This is a genomic window from Streptomyces sp. 12E (assembly GCF_055633275.1).
Map to the genome: position 1 here is coordinate 141,509 of NZ_JBVNCJ010000003.1, position 15,258 is coordinate 156,766.

General features: G+C 73.8%; 13 protein-coding genes. 11 read left to right on the forward strand and 2 right to left on the reverse strand.

Annotation, left to right across the window (positions count from 1 at the left end):
- Nucleotides 1–357 precede the first annotated feature (357 nt).
- Entirely contained in the window at nt 358–1,347 is a 990-nt protein-coding gene (locus tag ACZ8ZB_RS35260; protein WP_470741857.1) for a hypothetical protein, read from the reverse strand.
- Between the two features lie 322 nt (nt 1,348–1,669).
- On the opposite strand from ACZ8ZB_RS35260, the gene ACZ8ZB_RS35265 reads away from it, so the two are divergent.
- Nucleotides 1,670–1,861, forward strand: a complete 192-nt coding sequence (locus tag ACZ8ZB_RS35265) for a hypothetical protein (protein ID WP_470741858.1) — start codon at nt 1,670–1,672, stop codon at nt 1,859–1,861.
- A 15-nt stretch (nt 1,862–1,876) separates the two neighbouring features.
- Here the strand turns inward: ACZ8ZB_RS35265 and ACZ8ZB_RS35270 are convergent, their stop codons facing one another.
- The gene (locus ACZ8ZB_RS35270; RefSeq protein WP_470741859.1) at nt 1,877–2,800 is read right to left on the reverse strand and encodes an LLM class flavin-dependent oxidoreductase; all 924 of its coding nucleotides are present in this window, start codon (nt 2,798–2,800) and stop codon (nt 1,877–1,879) included.
- Between the two features lie 304 nt (nt 2,801–3,104).
- Between ACZ8ZB_RS35270 and ACZ8ZB_RS35275 the strand changes: the two genes are divergently transcribed.
- From ACZ8ZB_RS35275 to ACZ8ZB_RS35320, 10 genes are all read left to right on the forward strand, one after another.
- Nucleotides 3,105–4,325: an IS701 family transposase gene (locus ACZ8ZB_RS35275; RefSeq protein ID WP_470741860.1), complete on the forward strand. Its 1,221-nt coding sequence runs from the start codon at nt 3,105–3,107 to the stop codon at nt 4,323–4,325.
- Between the two features lie 205 nt (nt 4,326–4,530).
- A complete protein-coding gene (locus ACZ8ZB_RS35280; RefSeq protein ID WP_470741861.1) occupies nt 4,531–6,165 on the forward strand; it encodes a carboxylesterase/lipase family protein in 1,635 nt (544 codons plus the stop codon).
- A 112-nt stretch (nt 6,166–6,277) separates the two neighbouring features.
- Complete coding sequence (locus ACZ8ZB_RS35285; RefSeq protein ID WP_470741862.1) at nt 6,278–7,447, forward strand: 3-deoxy-7-phosphoheptulonate synthase; 1,170 nt, start codon at nt 6,278–6,280, stop codon at nt 7,445–7,447.
- 56 nt (nt 7,448–7,503) lie between these two features.
- Nucleotides 7,504–8,286, forward strand: a complete 783-nt coding sequence (locus ACZ8ZB_RS35290) for a 2,3-dihydro-2,3-dihydroxybenzoate dehydrogenase (RefSeq protein WP_470741863.1) — start codon at nt 7,504–7,506, stop codon at nt 8,284–8,286.
- 126 nt (nt 8,287–8,412) lie between these two features.
- The gene (locus ACZ8ZB_RS35295) at nt 8,413–9,036 is read left to right on the forward strand and encodes an isochorismatase family protein (RefSeq protein WP_470741864.1); all 624 of its coding nucleotides are present in this window, start codon (nt 8,413–8,415) and stop codon (nt 9,034–9,036) included.
- Complete coding sequence (locus ACZ8ZB_RS35300) at nt 9,033–10,955, forward strand: anthranilate synthase family protein (protein WP_470741865.1); 1,923 nt, start codon at nt 9,033–9,035, stop codon at nt 10,953–10,955. Before ACZ8ZB_RS35295 ends, ACZ8ZB_RS35300 begins: the two co-directional genes overlap by 4 nt.
- A 164-nt stretch (nt 10,956–11,119) precedes the next feature.
- A complete protein-coding gene (locus ACZ8ZB_RS35305; protein WP_470741866.1) occupies nt 11,120–12,175 on the forward strand; it encodes a 3-oxoacyl-ACP synthase III family protein in 1,056 nt (351 codons plus the stop codon).
- 10 nt (nt 12,176–12,185) lie between these two features.
- Nucleotides 12,186–12,989, forward strand: a complete 804-nt coding sequence (locus ACZ8ZB_RS35310) for an arylamine N-acetyltransferase family protein (protein WP_470741867.1) — start codon at nt 12,186–12,188, stop codon at nt 12,987–12,989.
- Nucleotides 12,990–12,994: 5 nt separating this feature from the next.
- Nucleotides 12,995–14,605, forward strand: coding sequence for an FAD-dependent oxidoreductase (locus tag ACZ8ZB_RS35315; RefSeq protein WP_470741868.1), 1,611 nt, complete (start codon nt 12,995–12,997; stop codon nt 14,603–14,605).
- Nucleotides 14,606–14,685: 80 nt separating this feature from the next.
- The gene (locus ACZ8ZB_RS35320; protein ID WP_470741869.1) at nt 14,686–15,171 is read left to right on the forward strand and encodes an RrF2 family transcriptional regulator; all 486 of its coding nucleotides are present in this window, start codon (nt 14,686–14,688) and stop codon (nt 15,169–15,171) included.
- Nucleotides 15,172–15,258: the final 87 nt, after the last annotated feature.

Below are 15,258 nucleotides of genomic sequence, written 5' to 3' on the forward strand. Positions count from 1 at the left end.
GGGCACCCGCCGTTTAACGGCCGCTGCCCCTTTCTTCTTTCTCCGTGCAGTGCCCTGACGTCATAAATGCAGGGACTCGCGTACGGCAGACCGGCCTCCGCACCCATCACTTTCCGTCCTGGCGCCTCCAGCAAGAACAGGCTGCGCGCCTTGACGCCGCTGGACGCGGGGTCGAACCCACGGCACGGACTTCCCGCTCCCGAGCCGCGTGCGCAGCTTCTCCACCTACGCGTTCGGAAACCGCACGACGAGCTCGCCGTGGACCGCGTCCAGCCGGGCACGCAGGGTCTCGGGGTCCCGCGGGGTCCAGGCGCGGTGGTGCGGAAACGGTCGTGTTTCGTCATGGCAGGTCATGTGTCAGGCCCCTGTACCGACGGTGTCCACGGCAGCCCGGGGAGGTGGTGGGGTGAGACAGCGGGGGCACCGTGTCTCGTCGCCGATCGGGCGGAAGAGGGTCGCCTGGATGTGGTCGCCCTCGCATTCGCGGAGGGTGGCGAGGCGACCGGACGAGCGGGCAAGGGCGGGCCGTCCGGCAGCAGGAGCGGTGCCGGACGGGGGCTGCACAGGTGGCACGTCGCGGAGCAGGTAGCGCAGGAGGCCGCCGGGGCGGTGGACGGGGGTGCCGTCGTCGGGGAGGCCGCGCAGGATGTGCGTGCGGACGGCGGCGGGGGTGTGGCCGGCGGTGAGCCAGTGGGAGACGAGGCGGGTCAGTTCGTCGTGCATGCCCCGGGGGATGCGGCGAAGGTCGGGGGAGAGGTGGGGGAGGGCGGCGACGAGGGCGCGGGCGGCTTCGGGGACCTCGGTCGTCTCCGGGGCGGGCTCAGGGTCCGGCTCCGGCTGCCGCTCCGGCTTCCGCTCCGGCTCGGCGGGATGGTGGGAGGTGTTTTCTCCAGGGTCTTTCCTTGGATAGCCGTCGGTGAGCGGAGGGGTCGGAGCACCGACGGCCGGAATGCGGGGACTCGGCGCGACCTGCGGTGACGCGTCGGCGGAGGGGGTGTGGACGGGCATCCGGGCGAGGATCTTGGCGGCCTCGGCGGCGTTCAACGGCACGTTGGAGACGAGCTGCTGGGTCACCCAGTGGCCGCCGGCTCCCTGGAGCCGCCGTTCGTGCACGAAGCCCTCCTCCTTGAGCTGCCGCTTGGCCCGCGTGAAGGCGCACGCCCCGATGCGGGCGCGCTCGGCGGTGCGCGACAACGACTCGCGCGCCCCGTCGGGGAGGGAGAGCTGCCAGGTCAGCAGCCGCACGGCGTCGGAGGACAGCCGGGGGTGCCGGATCAGGTCGTGGGAGAACTGGGAGAAGCCGCTCGGGGGCGCGATACTGTGCCGGTAAATCACGGTGGAGTCCATTTCCACTGGTGGTTCAAGGCCCTCGCGGACGGTTGCAGCCGTTGCGGGGGCCGATTTGCTGCGACAGTACCGCACGGAGAGTGCGCGCACGTATGCGTTGAGTGAATATCCGAGGCTCGCCGTTCGGCTGGTCGGAGCCGAATGAGGTGTCGCTCCGCCCCGTGACCGGCGCCCTCGCCCTCCGACAGGGCGGCCACGGCACGCTGCGCCCGGCCAGGTCGTTGACCGTGGCTTCACCGGGCCTGGACCGGACGGGTCCACTTTGGGCGAGGCGGTCCCGTTCGGACGCGCCGGTACGGCACGGTCCAGGTGAGGAGGCGGTATGCGGCACGAAGAGCACGAGATGACACCGGCCCGCTGGCTGATGGTGCCCGCGGGGGTGGAGATCGACCTCGACCCGCCGTGCGGGTCCGCCCGGTCCGTGGGCCGGCACCCGGGCGAGGAGTACGCGGCACGGCACGCGGCCGTCTGCCGCCGCTGCGGCGCACCGCAGCCGGCGCGCAACGGGACCTGAGGCGGGGCCCGGGCCTCAGGCGGCGGACGCCGTCGGCGCCTGCTCGCGCGTTTCGTGCGCGGGGAAGTGCGGCAGGACGTACTCGCCGAGCTCCCGCAGCACCTCGGCGGCCGGCCTGCGGCCGTGCCGGAGGTCGAGCACGACGTGGTGCACACCGGCGTCCCGCAGCCCTTCCAGATGGCTGCGCAGATAGCGCCGCCCGGTCCGGTAGCCGAGCGGGATGGTGCTGGGGCGGGCGTCGAACCGGTCCACGAGGTCGAGGCGGAGCGACTGCGCGAACGGCTTGCGGGGCTCGCCCGCGTCGTGGACCGCCTTCTGCCACAGGGCCGTCGTGCGGCACTGCTGGATCAGCGGGCGCGGCTCCATGAGCCAGCCGTCGGCGTGCTCGGCGATCCACGGCACGCTCTGCCGGCTGTGGCCCGTCACCAGGACCGGGATGCGGTCACCGGAGGCGCCGTGGTGTGGGTCGACGGCCCGGGAGTCCTCCGCCCACAGGCGCCGCAGGGTGGAGACGGCGGTGCGGAACAGCGCCCCGCCGTCGTCGCCGTCGGGTCCGTGCGCGGGGAGCCGCGCGTCCCGGTCCCCGGCGGCCGCGCCGAGCACCAGGCGACGGCCGCTGAGCAGGTCCAGGGCGGCGGCGGACCTCGCGGTGTCGACGGACCTGCTCGGCGGCAGCACGGTCGAGCCGGTGGCCAGGGCGATGCGTGAGGTGCGCGCCGCGATGCGGGCCAGCCGGGTCCAGGGGTCGTGGATCCGCCCGGCGTCGCCGGATGCCGCGGCCGGCGGCGGGACGTCACGCGCCCACAGGGCCGCGAACCCGGCGCGCTCGGCCTGGACGGCGCGTTCGGCCTGCTCGGCGGCGTCCGGCCGGGCCACCGGGCCGTCGTACGGCTCCAGGGGGAGGAACACGCCCAGGGTCAGGGCGCCGGGGCGGAACATGCGCGCGTATCCGGGGCGCGACGCGAACCGTGAGTCGAAGCAGGACATACGGCCTCCGGGAGAGAGTTCGCCCACTGCCACCACTTTCCGTGCGTCAACGTAGGGGCCGTTCCTCTCCCCGGCTGCCGAAACCGCGCACCGTACCTGGCCTGTCCGCGCACCGCGCCGCCGTGCCCGCCCGTGCCCGCGTAGCCTCGAAACATCCTCTTGACCAGCACGTTTGCCGCGCCTTGGTCTCGTCTTGGACGCCCCGTCCGAGGCTGCCTGAGCACGCAGTCGGGAACGAGTGGCGAGGTGGGACGGAATGCAGACCAGGCTGCACAGGCGCACCATGCAGGACGAGCTGTTCCCCCCGGCACCGGGGGTCTCCCCCGGGAGTGTCCTGGAGGAGCTGAGCACGGTGCTCTTCGAGTCCCTGCCGCGCAGCGACCAGCGGCGCCGGGGCGTGGAGTACGTACAGGGCCTGCTCGGTGTCGAGGGCCGCAAGTCGATACGGAACATCTCCTCGTTGTTCGGCGGTGAGGCGGCGGAGCAGAGCCTGCACCACTTCATCAGCGGTTCCACTTGGGACTGGAGTCCCGTCCGCCGGGCTCTCGCCCGCCATCTGGAGGAGCTCGTGCCGGCCCGCGCCTATGTGCTGCGGCCGATGGTGATACCCAAGGCGGGCGACAGTTCGGTCGGTGTGGACCGGCGCTTCGACCCCGCCCGCGGGCAGATGATGAACGCGCAGCAGGCCGTCGGGGTGTGGGCGGTGTCGGACGAGCACAGCACTCCCGTCAACTGGCGTCTGCACCTGCCGGAGGCGTGGCTGGACGACGCCACCCGGCGCCGGCAGGCGTCGATCCCGGAGAGCGCCTCGCCCGAGACCATGGACCAGTGCTGTGTGGAGGCCTACTGCGGCACCGTCCGGGACTGGGGCCTGCCGGCCCGCCCGGCCGTCATGGACGCCCGCGAGGCCGACGTCGCGGGGGTCGTGGGCGGGCTGCGGGCCGCGGGCGCGCCGATGCTGCTGCGGGTCAGCGCCAATCTGCGGGTGGCCGCGGTCGACCCGGGTCTGCCCCGTACGACCGCCGAGACGGAGATGACGGCGCACCAGCTGATGCTGGTGGCCCGTCCGCTGCGCCAGCCGGTCATCCAGCGCGGGCCGGACGGTGACGGTGTGCACGCGGGTCTGACCGCGGCCGTCAAGGTGCGGCTGCCCCAGCGCGCCTCCCGTCGGCCCTCCCGGCACGGCGGTCTGGTGCTCCTCGGCGTCGGCGAGAACGGCGGGCGCTGGCCGGGCGAGCTGTGGCTGACCAACATGACCGACCTGCACCCCGCGCAGCTGCTGCGGCTGATCCGGGCGACCCGCCGGGTGGAGCAGGACTTCGCGAGGATCGCCGAGCGGGTGGGGGTGAAGGACTTCTCCGGCCGCTCCTTCAACGGCTGGCACCGGCACGCCACCCTCGCCTCGGCCGCCCACGCGGTCGCGGTGCTGTCCGGCACGGCCGAGCCGGCGGCGGAGGTGACCGCCGTGCCCGCGTGAGCGCGGGGAGCGGCGCAGTGTACGGACGGGGCGGGGACCTGTCCGAAACCCATCGCCCGTTGTGTCAGCTCACCGGCCGATCCGGCCGGTGAGCTGACGGACTCTGCGGGGCAGCTGACGGATTGCCGGAACGGTCTTTGGCGACCTCCGAAGCGGCGGAACAGGATCGGCGGACCGATCCGTCCGAGTGCCCGAGGAGTCCACCATGGCCAGCCAGCCGCAGGTCGCAGGCAAGCGTCCGGGTGTGTCCGCCGTCGTCGCGGACCCGTCCCGCGCCGTGACCGGGAACCGGGTCGTGGTGCGCACGTCGGCCGGGCGGGTGGCCGGCGAACGCGCCGGCCGCGTCGCCGTCTTCCGCGGTGTCCCGTACGCCGCGCCGCCGGTGGGCGCCCTGCGTTTCGCCTCCCCGCGGCCCCCCGAGCCCTGGTCCGGCGTGCGTGAGGCCGTGCGCTTCACCGACGTCTCCTTCCAGAGCGTCATCCCCAACCGGCCGGTGCCGCCCAGCAGTGAGGACTCGCTGTACGCCAACGTCTGGACGCCGGACCCCGGCGGCAGCCGGCCGGTCCTGGTCTACGTCCACGGCGGCGGCTGGCAGGCCGGGGCGGGCAGTCTGCCCGCGTACGACGGGGCGCGGCTCGCGCACCGCGGCGACCTGGTCGTCGTCACCTTCAACTACCGCCTCGGTGTTCTCGGGTTCGGCCTGCACGAGGACCTGGCCGACCCGGGGACCGGGCACTTCGCCAACTGGGGGCTGCAGGACCAGGAGGCGCTGCTGCGCTGGGTGCACGCCAACGCCGCCGCCTTCGGCGGGGACCCGGGCAACATCACCGTGTGCGGCACCTCGGCGGGCGGCGCCGCGGCCTGGCAGCTGGCGCTGCTGCCCGCTCTGCGCGGCCTGATCCGGCGCATCGTGTCGATCAGTCCCAGCCACGTCACGCCGCCCGCCACCTGTCTGACGCCGCAGGACTCCCGTACCGTCTACGAGGCCGTGGCCCGCCGTCTCGGCACCACCGTCGCCGGGTTGCGGGCCGTGCCGGCCGCCGCGCTCGCCGGGGCCTGGGAGGAGGTCTTCGCCCCGCGGCCCGAGGACCGGATCGTCGGCAGCGGGCGCTGGTACCGCGGCCCGGTCGTGGACGGGCGCACCATGCCCGCGTACGACCACCTGCTGCCGACGCCCGACGTGCCCGTGCTGTCGGTCCACACCAGCACCGAGGGTTCCTTCTACACCGGCCCGAGTTCCCCGCAGCCCGAACCCGCCCCGCGCGACGACGCCGACTTGCTGCGGGTCGTGCGCGAGGTGCTGGACCTGGGCCGGCCGGGCGCCGGCGACGATCTCGCGGCCGCCTGCGTCAGCGCCTACCGGGCCGCGGCCCAGGACGCCGGTCTGCCGGCCGACCCGCTGTCCCTGTGGACCGAGGTGCTGGGGGACGCGTTCTTCCGGCACCAGGTCGTCCGGTTCGCCGAGCGCCACGCCCGGCTCGGCACCAGCCCCCTGTACGCGATGGAGTTCGCCCACCCGGTGCTGCCGCCCCACTTCGGCACCCCGCACGAGGCGACCTCGCCGTTCCTGTTCGGCACCCACCGGCTGCCGCAGTTCGCCCCGGTCTTCGGCGACGGGCCCGTCGAGCGGCTGCTGTCCGACGTCTTCGTCGACGCCGTGGCCGCCTTCGCCCGTACGTCCGTCCCCCACACCCCGAACACGGCCGGCTGGCCGCCGTTCACCCCCGGGGCGCCCAGCACGCTCGTCCTCGGCGGACCCGGCATCGCCGAGGTCGCCCGCACCCCGAAGCTCGCCCAGCTCGGCTTCTGGGACACCGTCGGCTGGGAGCCCCGCCTCTGACCCGCCGTCACGCACGGCGCATGGACCGGCCCCGTTTCCCGGCCGGTCTCCCCACCACCCGCGCGCCCGTATGCGTGGGCGTTCCGCCCACTTCTTGCGTCTGGAGAGATTCGTGGACAACTCGCTCGTTGATATCGAACTCAAGTTCGCTCCCCAGCAGCCGCCCTGGGACGACCCCGCTCAGGTGCGCCGGGTCCGGTCGGACCTCGCGAGCCGGCCCCCGCTGGTGCGCGGTGACGACGTGCGCACCCTGCGCCGCCAGCTCGCCCGGGTCGCGGCCGGCGAGGCCCTGGTGGTGCAGGCCGGGGACTGTGCGGAGAACCCCGACGAGAGCTCCGCCGGGCACGTCGCCCGCAAGGCGGCCCTGCTCGACCTGCTGGCCGGCGCGCTCCGGCTGGTCGCCGGCAAGCCGGTGATCCGCGTGGGCCGTATCGCGGGACAGTTCACCAAGCCGCGTTCACAGTCCACCGAGCAGGTCGGCGGTCTCGAACTTCCCGTCTACCGCGGCCACATGGTCAACGACCCCGATCCCACGCCCGAGGGCCGCCGCCCCGATCCGCTGCGCCTGCTGACCGGCTACATGGCGGCCGACGACATCATGAGCCACCTCGGCTGGAACCGGCCGTCCGGGCCGGACCGCATCGACCCCGCGATGTGGACCAGCCACGAGGCCCTGCTGCTCGACTACGAGGTCCCGCTGCTGCGGGACGAGGAGGACGGGACCCTGCTGGCCTCCACGCACTGGCCGTGGATCGGCGAGCGCACCCGGCAGCCGGACGGCGCGCACGTCGCCCTGCTGGCCGGCGTGACCAACCCCGTGGCCTGCAAGGTGGGCCCGCGCACCACCACCGACGAGGTGCTCGAGCTGTGCCGGCTGCTGGACCCGCGGCGCGAGGCAGGACGGCTCACCCTCATCGCCCGCATGGGCGCCGGCGCCGTCGCCGACGCCCTGCCCCCGCTGGTCGAGGCGGTGCGCGAGGCCGGCCACCCGGTGATCTGGCTGACCGACCCGCTGCACGCCAACACCGTCACCACCCCCGGCGGATTCAAGACCCGTTACGTGGAGGCGGCCGAGCGCGAGGTCGTCGCCTTCCACCGGGCGGTCGTGGACCACGGCGGCGTCGCCGGCGGTCTGCACCTGGAGGCGACCCCCGACGCCGTCCTGGAGTGCGTGGCCGACGAGACGGAGGCCGCGAGGGTCGGCGACGCCTACGAGAGCTTCTGCGACCCGCGGCTCAACGCCGGCCAGGCCATCTCCGTCGTCTCCGCGTGGCACATATGAGCCGCCCCGGACGTGGCGGTTCCCACCCGCACGGCAGTGAAGGAGGAAGGCACGACATGCAGCACACGAGCGAGAACAGACTGGCCCTGGTCACCGGCGCCGCCGGCGGCATCGGCACGGCCGTGGCCCGCGTCCTGGGCGAACGGGGTGTCGCGGTGGCCGCGGTGGACCGCGACGCCGAGCAGCTCGACGAGGTGACCGAGAAGATGGGCGTGGACGGGCTGCCGGTGTCGCCCTTCGCCGCGGACGTCACCGACGGCGCCGCGGTGGAGACCGTCGTCGCGGAGATCGAACAGCGCCTCGGCCCCGTCGACTACCTCGTCAACGCCGCCGGAGTGCTGCGCCTCGGCGAGGTGAGCACCTTCAGCGACGACGACTGGAACAGCACCTTCGCCGTCAACACCACCGGTGTCTTCCACCTGTCGCGCTCCGTGGTGGGCCGCATGGTGTCACGCGGCCGCGGGGCCGTCGTCACCGTCGCGTCCAACGCGGCCGTGACGCCCCGTTCGGGGATGGCGGCGTACGCGGCCTCCAAGGCGGCCGCGGAGATGTTCACCAAGAGCCTCGGCCTGGAGGTGGCCCGGCACGGCATCCGCTGCAACATCGTCGCACCCGGCTCCACCGACACCCCGATGCTCAGCTCGATGTGGCAGGACGCGTCCGGTCCGCGCGCCACCATCGCCGGGAAGCCGGAGGCGTTCCGGGTCGGCATCCCGCTGGGCAAGCTCGCCCGGCCCGACGACGTCGCGCACGCCGTCGCCTTCCTGCTCTCCGACGAGGCCTCCCACATCACCCTGCACACCCTGACCGTCGACGGCGGGGCCGCCCTGGGCGCGTAGCGCCCGCCGAGCGCGGCCGGAGCGGGAAACGCGGTCCGCCGGACCGCGGGCCCGTACCGGCCGCGCAGCTCCCCCGCGCCCCCTCGGGGCGCGGTCCGCACCGACGAGAAAGGACACCGAGCCCGCATGACCGGCCTCCCGCCCATCGAGTCCTACCCCCTGCCCGCCGCCTCCGAGCTGCCGGCGAACACCGCCCCGTGGATCCCCGATCCCGCCCGCGCGGTGCTGCTCGTCCACGACATGCAGCGCTACTTCCTCCAGCCCTTCCCCGAGCCGCTGCGCGGCCGGCTCGTGCACAACGCGGCCCACCTGCGCGAACGCTGCGCCGACCTCGGCATCCCCGTCGCCTACACCGCCCAGCCCGGCGGCATGACCACCCACCAGCGGGGCCTGCTCAAGGACTTCTGGGGGCCGGGCATGCGTCCGGCCCCCGCGGACCGCGCCGTGGTCGACGCCCTCGCCCCCCGCGACGGGGACTGGCTGGTCACCAAGTGGCGCTACAGCGCCTTCCACCACACCGACCTGCTCACCCGGATGCGCTTCCACCAGCGCGACCAGCTCATCGTCTGCGGGGTCTACGCCCACGTCGGCGTGCTGATCACCGCGGTGGAGGCGTTCAGCCACGACATCGAGACGTTCCTGGTCGCCGACGCCGTCGCCGACTTCGACGAGAGCCGCCACCGGATGGCCGTCGAGTACGCGGCCGCGCGCTGCGCGGTCGTCACCACCGCCAAGGAGGTCTTCGCATGACCGGCACCCGCGCCGGACGCCCCCACGAGGGCGGTCTGCTCGACGAGATCCTCGGCCCCACACCGCCGCCGTTCGCCCTGCTGCACCGCCCCGAGGCCACCGGCCCCGGCGTCCTCGACGTCCTCGTCGGCGAGGTGTCGCACCCCCGGTCCCTGGCCGGCATCCCGCTGCCCGAGCCGTCCGGGGCCACCGGCGCCCCCCGGCACGAGGTGCTCGCCCTCGTCCCCTACCGGCAGATCGCCGAGCGGGGCTTCGCCGGCCACGACGACGGCACCCCGCTGGTGGCGCTGAGCGTCGCCCGGCAGGAGACCGCCCCGCTGGCCGCCGTACTGCAACGGCTGCCCGACGACCCCATCCGCACCACCGGAGCCCGCTTCGACGTCGACGACGACGCCTACGCCGAGACCGTCCGGCGGATCATCGAGGACGAGATCGGCACCGGCGAGGGCGCGAACTTCGTCATCAAGCGGACCTTCACCCTCGACATCTCCGACTACACCCCGCGCTCCGCCCTGACCTTCTTCAAACGGCTCCTGGAGAACGAGAAGAACGCGTACTGGACGTTCGTGGTGCACACCGGCGAGCGCACCCTGGTCGGCGCCACGCCCGAGCGGCACATCAGCGTGCACGACGGCACCGCGGTGATGAACCCGATCTCCGGCACCTACCGCTACCCGGCCACCGGCCCCACCCTCCCGGAGGTGATGGACTTCCTCGCCGACCGCAAGGAGGCCGACGAGCTGTACATGGTCGTCGACGAGGAACTGAAGATGATGGCCCGGATCTGCCCCGGGGGCGGCCGGGTGACGGGACCCTTCCTCAAGGAGATGGCCCGGCTCGCGCACACCGAGTACTTCATCGCGGGCGAGACCGCCAGCGACCCGCGCGAGGTGCTGCGCGAGACCCTGTTCGCGCCGACGGTCACCGGCTCCCCGCTGGAGAGCGCCTGCCGGGTCATCGGCCGCTACGAGCAGGAGGGCCGCGGCTACTACAGCGGCGTCCTCGCCCTGATCGGCCGCGACGCCGCGGGCGGCTCGGCCCTGGACTCCGCGATCTGCATCCGCACCGCCGACATCGACGCGCACGGCACGGTGCGCATCGGCGTCGGGGCCACCCTGGTGCGCCACTCCGACCCGCTGTCCGAGGTGGCCGAGACCCACGCCAAGGCCGCCGGACTGCTCGCCGCCCTGGAGGGCGGGGGCGCGGCCCGGTTCGCGGCCCACCCCGAGGTGTGCCGGGCGCTCGAGGCCCGCAACGCCACCATCGCCGGGTTCTGGCTCGCGGACGGGGCGCGGCCCGCCGGGCGGGCGGCCCTGCCCGCGGGCCGCCGGGTCCTGGTGGTGGACGCCGAGGACACCTTCACCTCGATGATCGGGCACCAGCTGCGCTCGCTGGGCCTGGAGGTGACGGTCACGCGCTTCGACGAGCCGTACCGCGTCGAGGGCTACGACCTGGTGGTGATGGGCCCCGGCCCCGGCGACCCGCGCGACCTGGCCCACCCCAAGATCGCCCACCTGGACGGCACCCTCGCGAGGCTGCTCGGGGAACAGCGGCCGTTCCTGGCCATCTGCCTCAGCCACCAGGTGCTCAGCCGCCGCCTCGGCCTGGACCTGGTGCGCCGGTCCGTGCCCAACCAGGGCGTCCAGCGGGACGTCGACCTGTTCGGGCGGCGCGAACGCGTCGGCTTCTACAACACGTTCGCGGCCTCGAGCGCCGAGGACAAGGTCGAGACGGACATGGCCGGCATCGTCGAGGTCGCCCGCGACCCCGACAACGGGGAGGTCCACGCGATGCGCGGCACCCACTTCGCGTCGATGCAGTTCCACCCCGAGTCCGTGCTCACCCAGAACGGGGTCGCCATCACCGGCGAGCTGGTGCGTGGCCTGCTGAGCGGCTCCCCGCTGGCGTCGGCCGCATGACGCCCCGGCGGCCGGCCCGGCGCCTCCTCGGCCGGGCCGGCCGCCACCTGACGTACTCCCCGGTGACCTGACGGGTTCGGCGTCCGGCCTTTGCCCGGGACGGGGCGGGCTCGGGAGCATCGGCCTGCGCGGAAAGGCCCGAACTCTGACGGAAGGGTCACACAATGATCACCACGGGCACGGCCCGGTCCGGCCGGACGAGCGCAGGCATCGCGATCCTGGGAACGGGATCCTGTCTGCCCTCGCACGTCGTCGGCAACGACGAGGTGGGAGCCGCCGCCGGGGTCACCGACGAGTGGATCCGGCGCAAGACCGGAATACGCAACAGGCGCCGGGCCAAACCGGACGAGGCCACCTCGGACCTGGCGATCGCCGCGGGCCGGGCCGCGATGGAGGCCGCCGGCATCGTCGCCGCCGACCTCTCGCTGATCGTGGTCGCGACCTCCACCCCCGACCAGCCGCAGCCGCCGACCGCCAGCGTGGTCGCCGACGGCCTCGGCGCGGGCCACGGCGCCGCCGCGTTCGACGTCAACGCCGTCTGCAGCGGCTTCGTGTTCGCGCTGAACGCCGCCCAGCACGTCCTGGCGGGCTCCGACTCGCCGTACGCGCTGGTCATCGGCGCGGACGTGTACTCCCGCATCCTCGACCACACCGACCGGCGCACCGCCATCCTCTTCGGCGACGGCGCCGGAGCGGTGGTACTCGGCCCGGCCCGGCCCGGACGCGGCGTGCTGGCCGGACGGCTGGCCGGATTCGGCGCCGAACGCGACCTGATCGAGGTGCCCGCCGGGGGCAGCCGCCTGCCGGCGAGCGCCGAGACCCTCGCCGAGGGCCTGCACCACTTCACCATGAACGGGCGCGGGGTGCGCGACTTCGTGAACGCCACCGTCGCCCCGGCCATCACCGCCTTCGTCGAGGAGGCGGGCTTCACCGCCCGCGACGTCGACCACTTCGTGCCGCACCAGGCCAACGGGCGGATGCTCGAGGACCTCTCGGCCACGATCGGCGTCGTGGACGGCCACACCCGCTTCAGCTACGAGGACTTCGGCAACACCGGAGCCGCCTCGGTCCCCGTCACCCTCGACCGGGCGGCCCGCTCGGGAGAGCTCGACGACGGGGACCTCGTCCTGCTGGCCGCCTTCGGCGGCGGCATGGCGATGGGCCTGTCACTGCTGCGCTGGCAGCGCCCCCACACCCCACTCAGCACCACGTACGCCTAAGGAGACGGTGATGTTGGACGGCATCATGGACGACTACCTGCGCCGGATCGGCGCGACGCGGCCCGAGCGCGCCGACCTCGAAGGGCTCCGTCACCTGATGGAGCGCCACCTCCTGTCGGTCCCCTTCGAGAACCTCGGCTACCACCTCGGCGAGGACGTCTTCATGGACGAACGCGTCCTGCAGAAGATCGTGCGCGACCACCGCGGCGGCGGCTGCTTCGAGGTGAACCCCGCCCTGTCGTTCCTGCTGACCTCGCTCGGCTACGAGGTCGACATCCTGCCGGGCTGGGTGCACCGCCCGGGCGGGGTCCTCGGCCCCTTCCTCGGCCACCTGGCGCTGCGCGTCAAGGCCGACGGCGAGGAGTGGCTGGTCGACGTCGGCTTCGGCCGCAACAGCCGCTTCCCGCTGAACCTGGCCTCGCGCGAGGTCCAGCACGACCCGCACGGCGACTACCAGCTGCACGACGTGAGCGACGGCGTCGTCGACGTCCACCTCGCCGGCAAGCCCCTGTACCGGGTCGCCGACCGGCCGGTGACGGTCGCCGACTTCGCCCCCGCGCTGTGGTGGTACCGCACCTCGCCCGACTCGTCGTTCCTGCAGGGCCTGTTCTGCTCCATGCGCACCCCCGACGGCCTGGTCACCCTCAAGGGCAACCGCCAGGTGAGCATGGTCGCCGGCGAGGAGCGCTCCAAGTTCGCCCTCGACGGCGGGCCGGAGGCCCTGGAGGCGTACAAGAAGTACTTCGGCATCACCCTGGACCGGCTGCCCGACGAGCCCGCCGGGGGCGTCACCGCCGGCGTGCGGACGGATTGAGCACCATGGCCGAGAGCACCCAGAACACCCAGAACACCCAGGATCCCGCGACCGCGGCCGGCCCGTCCGACCTGGACGTGCTGGTCGTCGGCGCCGGGCCCACCGGCCTGCTGACCGCCGTGGAACTGATGCGCCGCGGCATACGGGTGCGCGTCATCGACCGCGCCGAGCAGCCGTCGACCACCCCCAAGGCGCTGTCCGTGTGGCCCCGCGCCCTCGACATCCTGGAGGACGCGGGGCTCGCCGACGGCATCACGCGCGAGTCCGGCCTGGTCAACCGGCTCAGCTACTTCTCCGAACGCAAGCCGCTCGCCTCCTTCGCCCTGACCGAGGACACCGCCTGCCGGGTGCTGCCGCAGCACGTGACCGAGCGGCTGCTCGCCGAGCGCTTCGCCGGGCTCGGCGGCAAGGTGGAGCGCGGGGTGCGGCTGCTGGCCCTGGAGGGCGTGGACTTCTCCGGCGACATCGGTGCGAGCGACGGCGTCACCGCCGTCGTGGAGCTGCCCGACGGAGGCCTCGACCGCATCCGGGCGCCCTTCGTGGTCGGCGCCGACGGCGCCGGCAGCGCGGTGCGCGGCCAGCTCGGCATCGGCTTCCAGGGCAGCACGTACGAGATGGCCTTCGCGCTCGTGGACGCGCGGATCGAGGGCGAACTCCCGCCGGACGAGTGCCTGTTCTACCAGGCGCCCAGCGGCGCCCTGGTCGTCGTGCCGATGCCCGGCGGCGTCTACCGCTTCCTGTCCGTCATGCCGCAGGGCCGCCACGAGGTCTCCCTGGAGATGATGCGGGGGATCCTCGAGGAGCGCGGACCGCGCGGGGTGCGGCTGACCGAGGCCGTGTGGCAGGCGGTCTTCAAGGTGCACGCCCGGCACGCCTCCGACTTCAGCGTCGGACGCGTCTTCCTCGCCGGCGACGCCGCGCACGTGCACAGCCCGGCCGGCGGCCAGGGCATGAACAACGGCCTGCAGGACGCCCAGAACCTGGGCTGGAAGCTGGCCGCCGTCATCCGCGGCGAGTCGCCGGCGTCGCTGCTCGCCGGCTACGGCGCCGAACGCTCCGAGGCCACCCGCCAGATCGTGCGCGACACCGACCTGCAGACCCGCGCCTGGGTGGCGGACAGCCGGGCCAAGGTGCTCGCCCGGGACGCCGCCTTCAAACTGCTCGACCGCACCGGAGCCGTGTCGCGGTTCTACACCCCGGTGATGGCCGGACGGCGCCTGGCCTACCCGCCGGTGCGCGACACCCAGCTGCCCTCCGGGCTCGCCGGCTGCCGCGTGCGGAACCGGATCCCGGGCGGCCTGAAGGACGGCGCCGTCTTCCCGCGGCGGCACGCCCTCGCGTACGGCGTCAGCGGACCCGACGTCGACCCGCACGCCTGGACCCTGGTCCTCGCGCCGCCGTCGCAGGCCTGGCGCGCGGAGGCCGGGCACGTCGTGGCCCGCCACGGCGAGACGGTGCGCACCGTGGTGCTGCGGCGCCGCGAGAGCGCCTTCGCCACCGGCTGCCGCAGCGCCGGGTACTGGCTGGTGCGGCCGGACGGACACGTCGCGGCACACGGCCACGAGGCCGATCTCGGCCGTCTGGAAGCCGAGCTGAAGCAGGTCCTGACCGGCTAGAACGGGTACACCCGAGGCGACTTGACATTAAAAGAGGCGGGCCCTTCTGGCGGACATTGCCGATGCGTAATGTCCGCAACATGAAGCTGCGGGAGGGCGTGGAGTGGGCGGTGCACTGCTGCATCAACCTGTCCTGGGTAGCGCCCGACAGGGCGGTGCCGGCCGCCCGGCTGGCCGAGTTCCACGGCCTGCCCGCCGCTTACCTGAACAAGCAGCTGAACGCACTGGGACGGGCCGGCCTCGTCTCGTCCCGCTCCGGACCTCGCGGCGGATTCCGTCTGGGCCGCGAACCGGAGGAGATCACCCTGATGGACGTGGCGGTGGCCATAGACGGTTCGGCACAGGCCTTCCTGTGCACGGGCATCCGCCACCAGGGTCCGGCCGGCGGCATCACCGGCCCGGCCGACCGCCGCACCCCCTGCACCGTGGCCCAGGCCTTCTCCCACGCGGAACTGGCCTGGCGGCACAACCTGGCGAGCCGGACCATCGCCGAACTGGCGGACACGGTCCGGCGGGCCGACCCCGCAGCACCGGACCAGGTACGCCGCTGGTTCGACCGCACCTGAACCGGAACCGAACCGAGAGCGCACCCCCGTAAGCGCCGGGGCCTCCCCGGCGGTGGCGCCCAGCGCGCCCGTCCCCATCCTGACCCC

What these genes read in the sequence shown, in the direction of transcription:
- ACZ8ZB_RS35260 (WP_470741857.1), bottom strand. Translation starts at nt 1,347, where the DNA reads ATGGACTCCACCGTGATTTACCGGCACAGTATCGCGCCCCCGAGCGGC.
- ACZ8ZB_RS35265 (WP_470741858.1), top strand. Translation starts at nt 1,670, where the DNA reads ATGCGGCACGAAGAGCACGAGATGACACCGGCCCGCTGGCTGATGGTG.
- ACZ8ZB_RS35270 (WP_470741859.1), bottom strand. Translation starts at nt 2,800, where the DNA reads ATGTTCCGCCCCGGCGCCCTGACCCTGGGCGTGTTCCTCCCCCTGGAG.
- ACZ8ZB_RS35275 (WP_470741860.1), top strand. Translation starts at nt 3,105, where the DNA reads ATGCAGACCAGGCTGCACAGGCGCACCATGCAGGACGAGCTGTTCCCC.
- ACZ8ZB_RS35280 (WP_470741861.1), top strand. Translation starts at nt 4,531, where the DNA reads ATGGCCAGCCAGCCGCAGGTCGCAGGCAAGCGTCCGGGTGTGTCCGCC.
- ACZ8ZB_RS35290 (WP_470741863.1), top strand. Translation starts at nt 7,504, where the DNA reads ATGCAGCACACGAGCGAGAACAGACTGGCCCTGGTCACCGGCGCCGCC.
- ACZ8ZB_RS35295 (WP_470741864.1), top strand. Translation starts at nt 8,413, where the DNA reads ATGACCGGCCTCCCGCCCATCGAGTCCTACCCCCTGCCCGCCGCCTCC.
- ACZ8ZB_RS35300 (WP_470741865.1), top strand. Translation starts at nt 9,033, where the DNA reads ATGACCGGCACCCGCGCCGGACGCCCCCACGAGGGCGGTCTGCTCGAC.
- ACZ8ZB_RS35305 (WP_470741866.1), top strand. Translation starts at nt 11,120, where the DNA reads ATGATCACCACGGGCACGGCCCGGTCCGGCCGGACGAGCGCAGGCATC.
- ACZ8ZB_RS35310 (WP_470741867.1), top strand. Translation starts at nt 12,186, where the DNA reads ATGTTGGACGGCATCATGGACGACTACCTGCGCCGGATCGGCGCGACG.
- ACZ8ZB_RS35315 (WP_470741868.1), top strand. Translation starts at nt 12,995, where the DNA reads ATGGCCGAGAGCACCCAGAACACCCAGAACACCCAGGATCCCGCGACC.
- ACZ8ZB_RS35320 (WP_470741869.1), top strand. Translation starts at nt 14,686, where the DNA reads ATGAAGCTGCGGGAGGGCGTGGAGTGGGCGGTGCACTGCTGCATCAAC.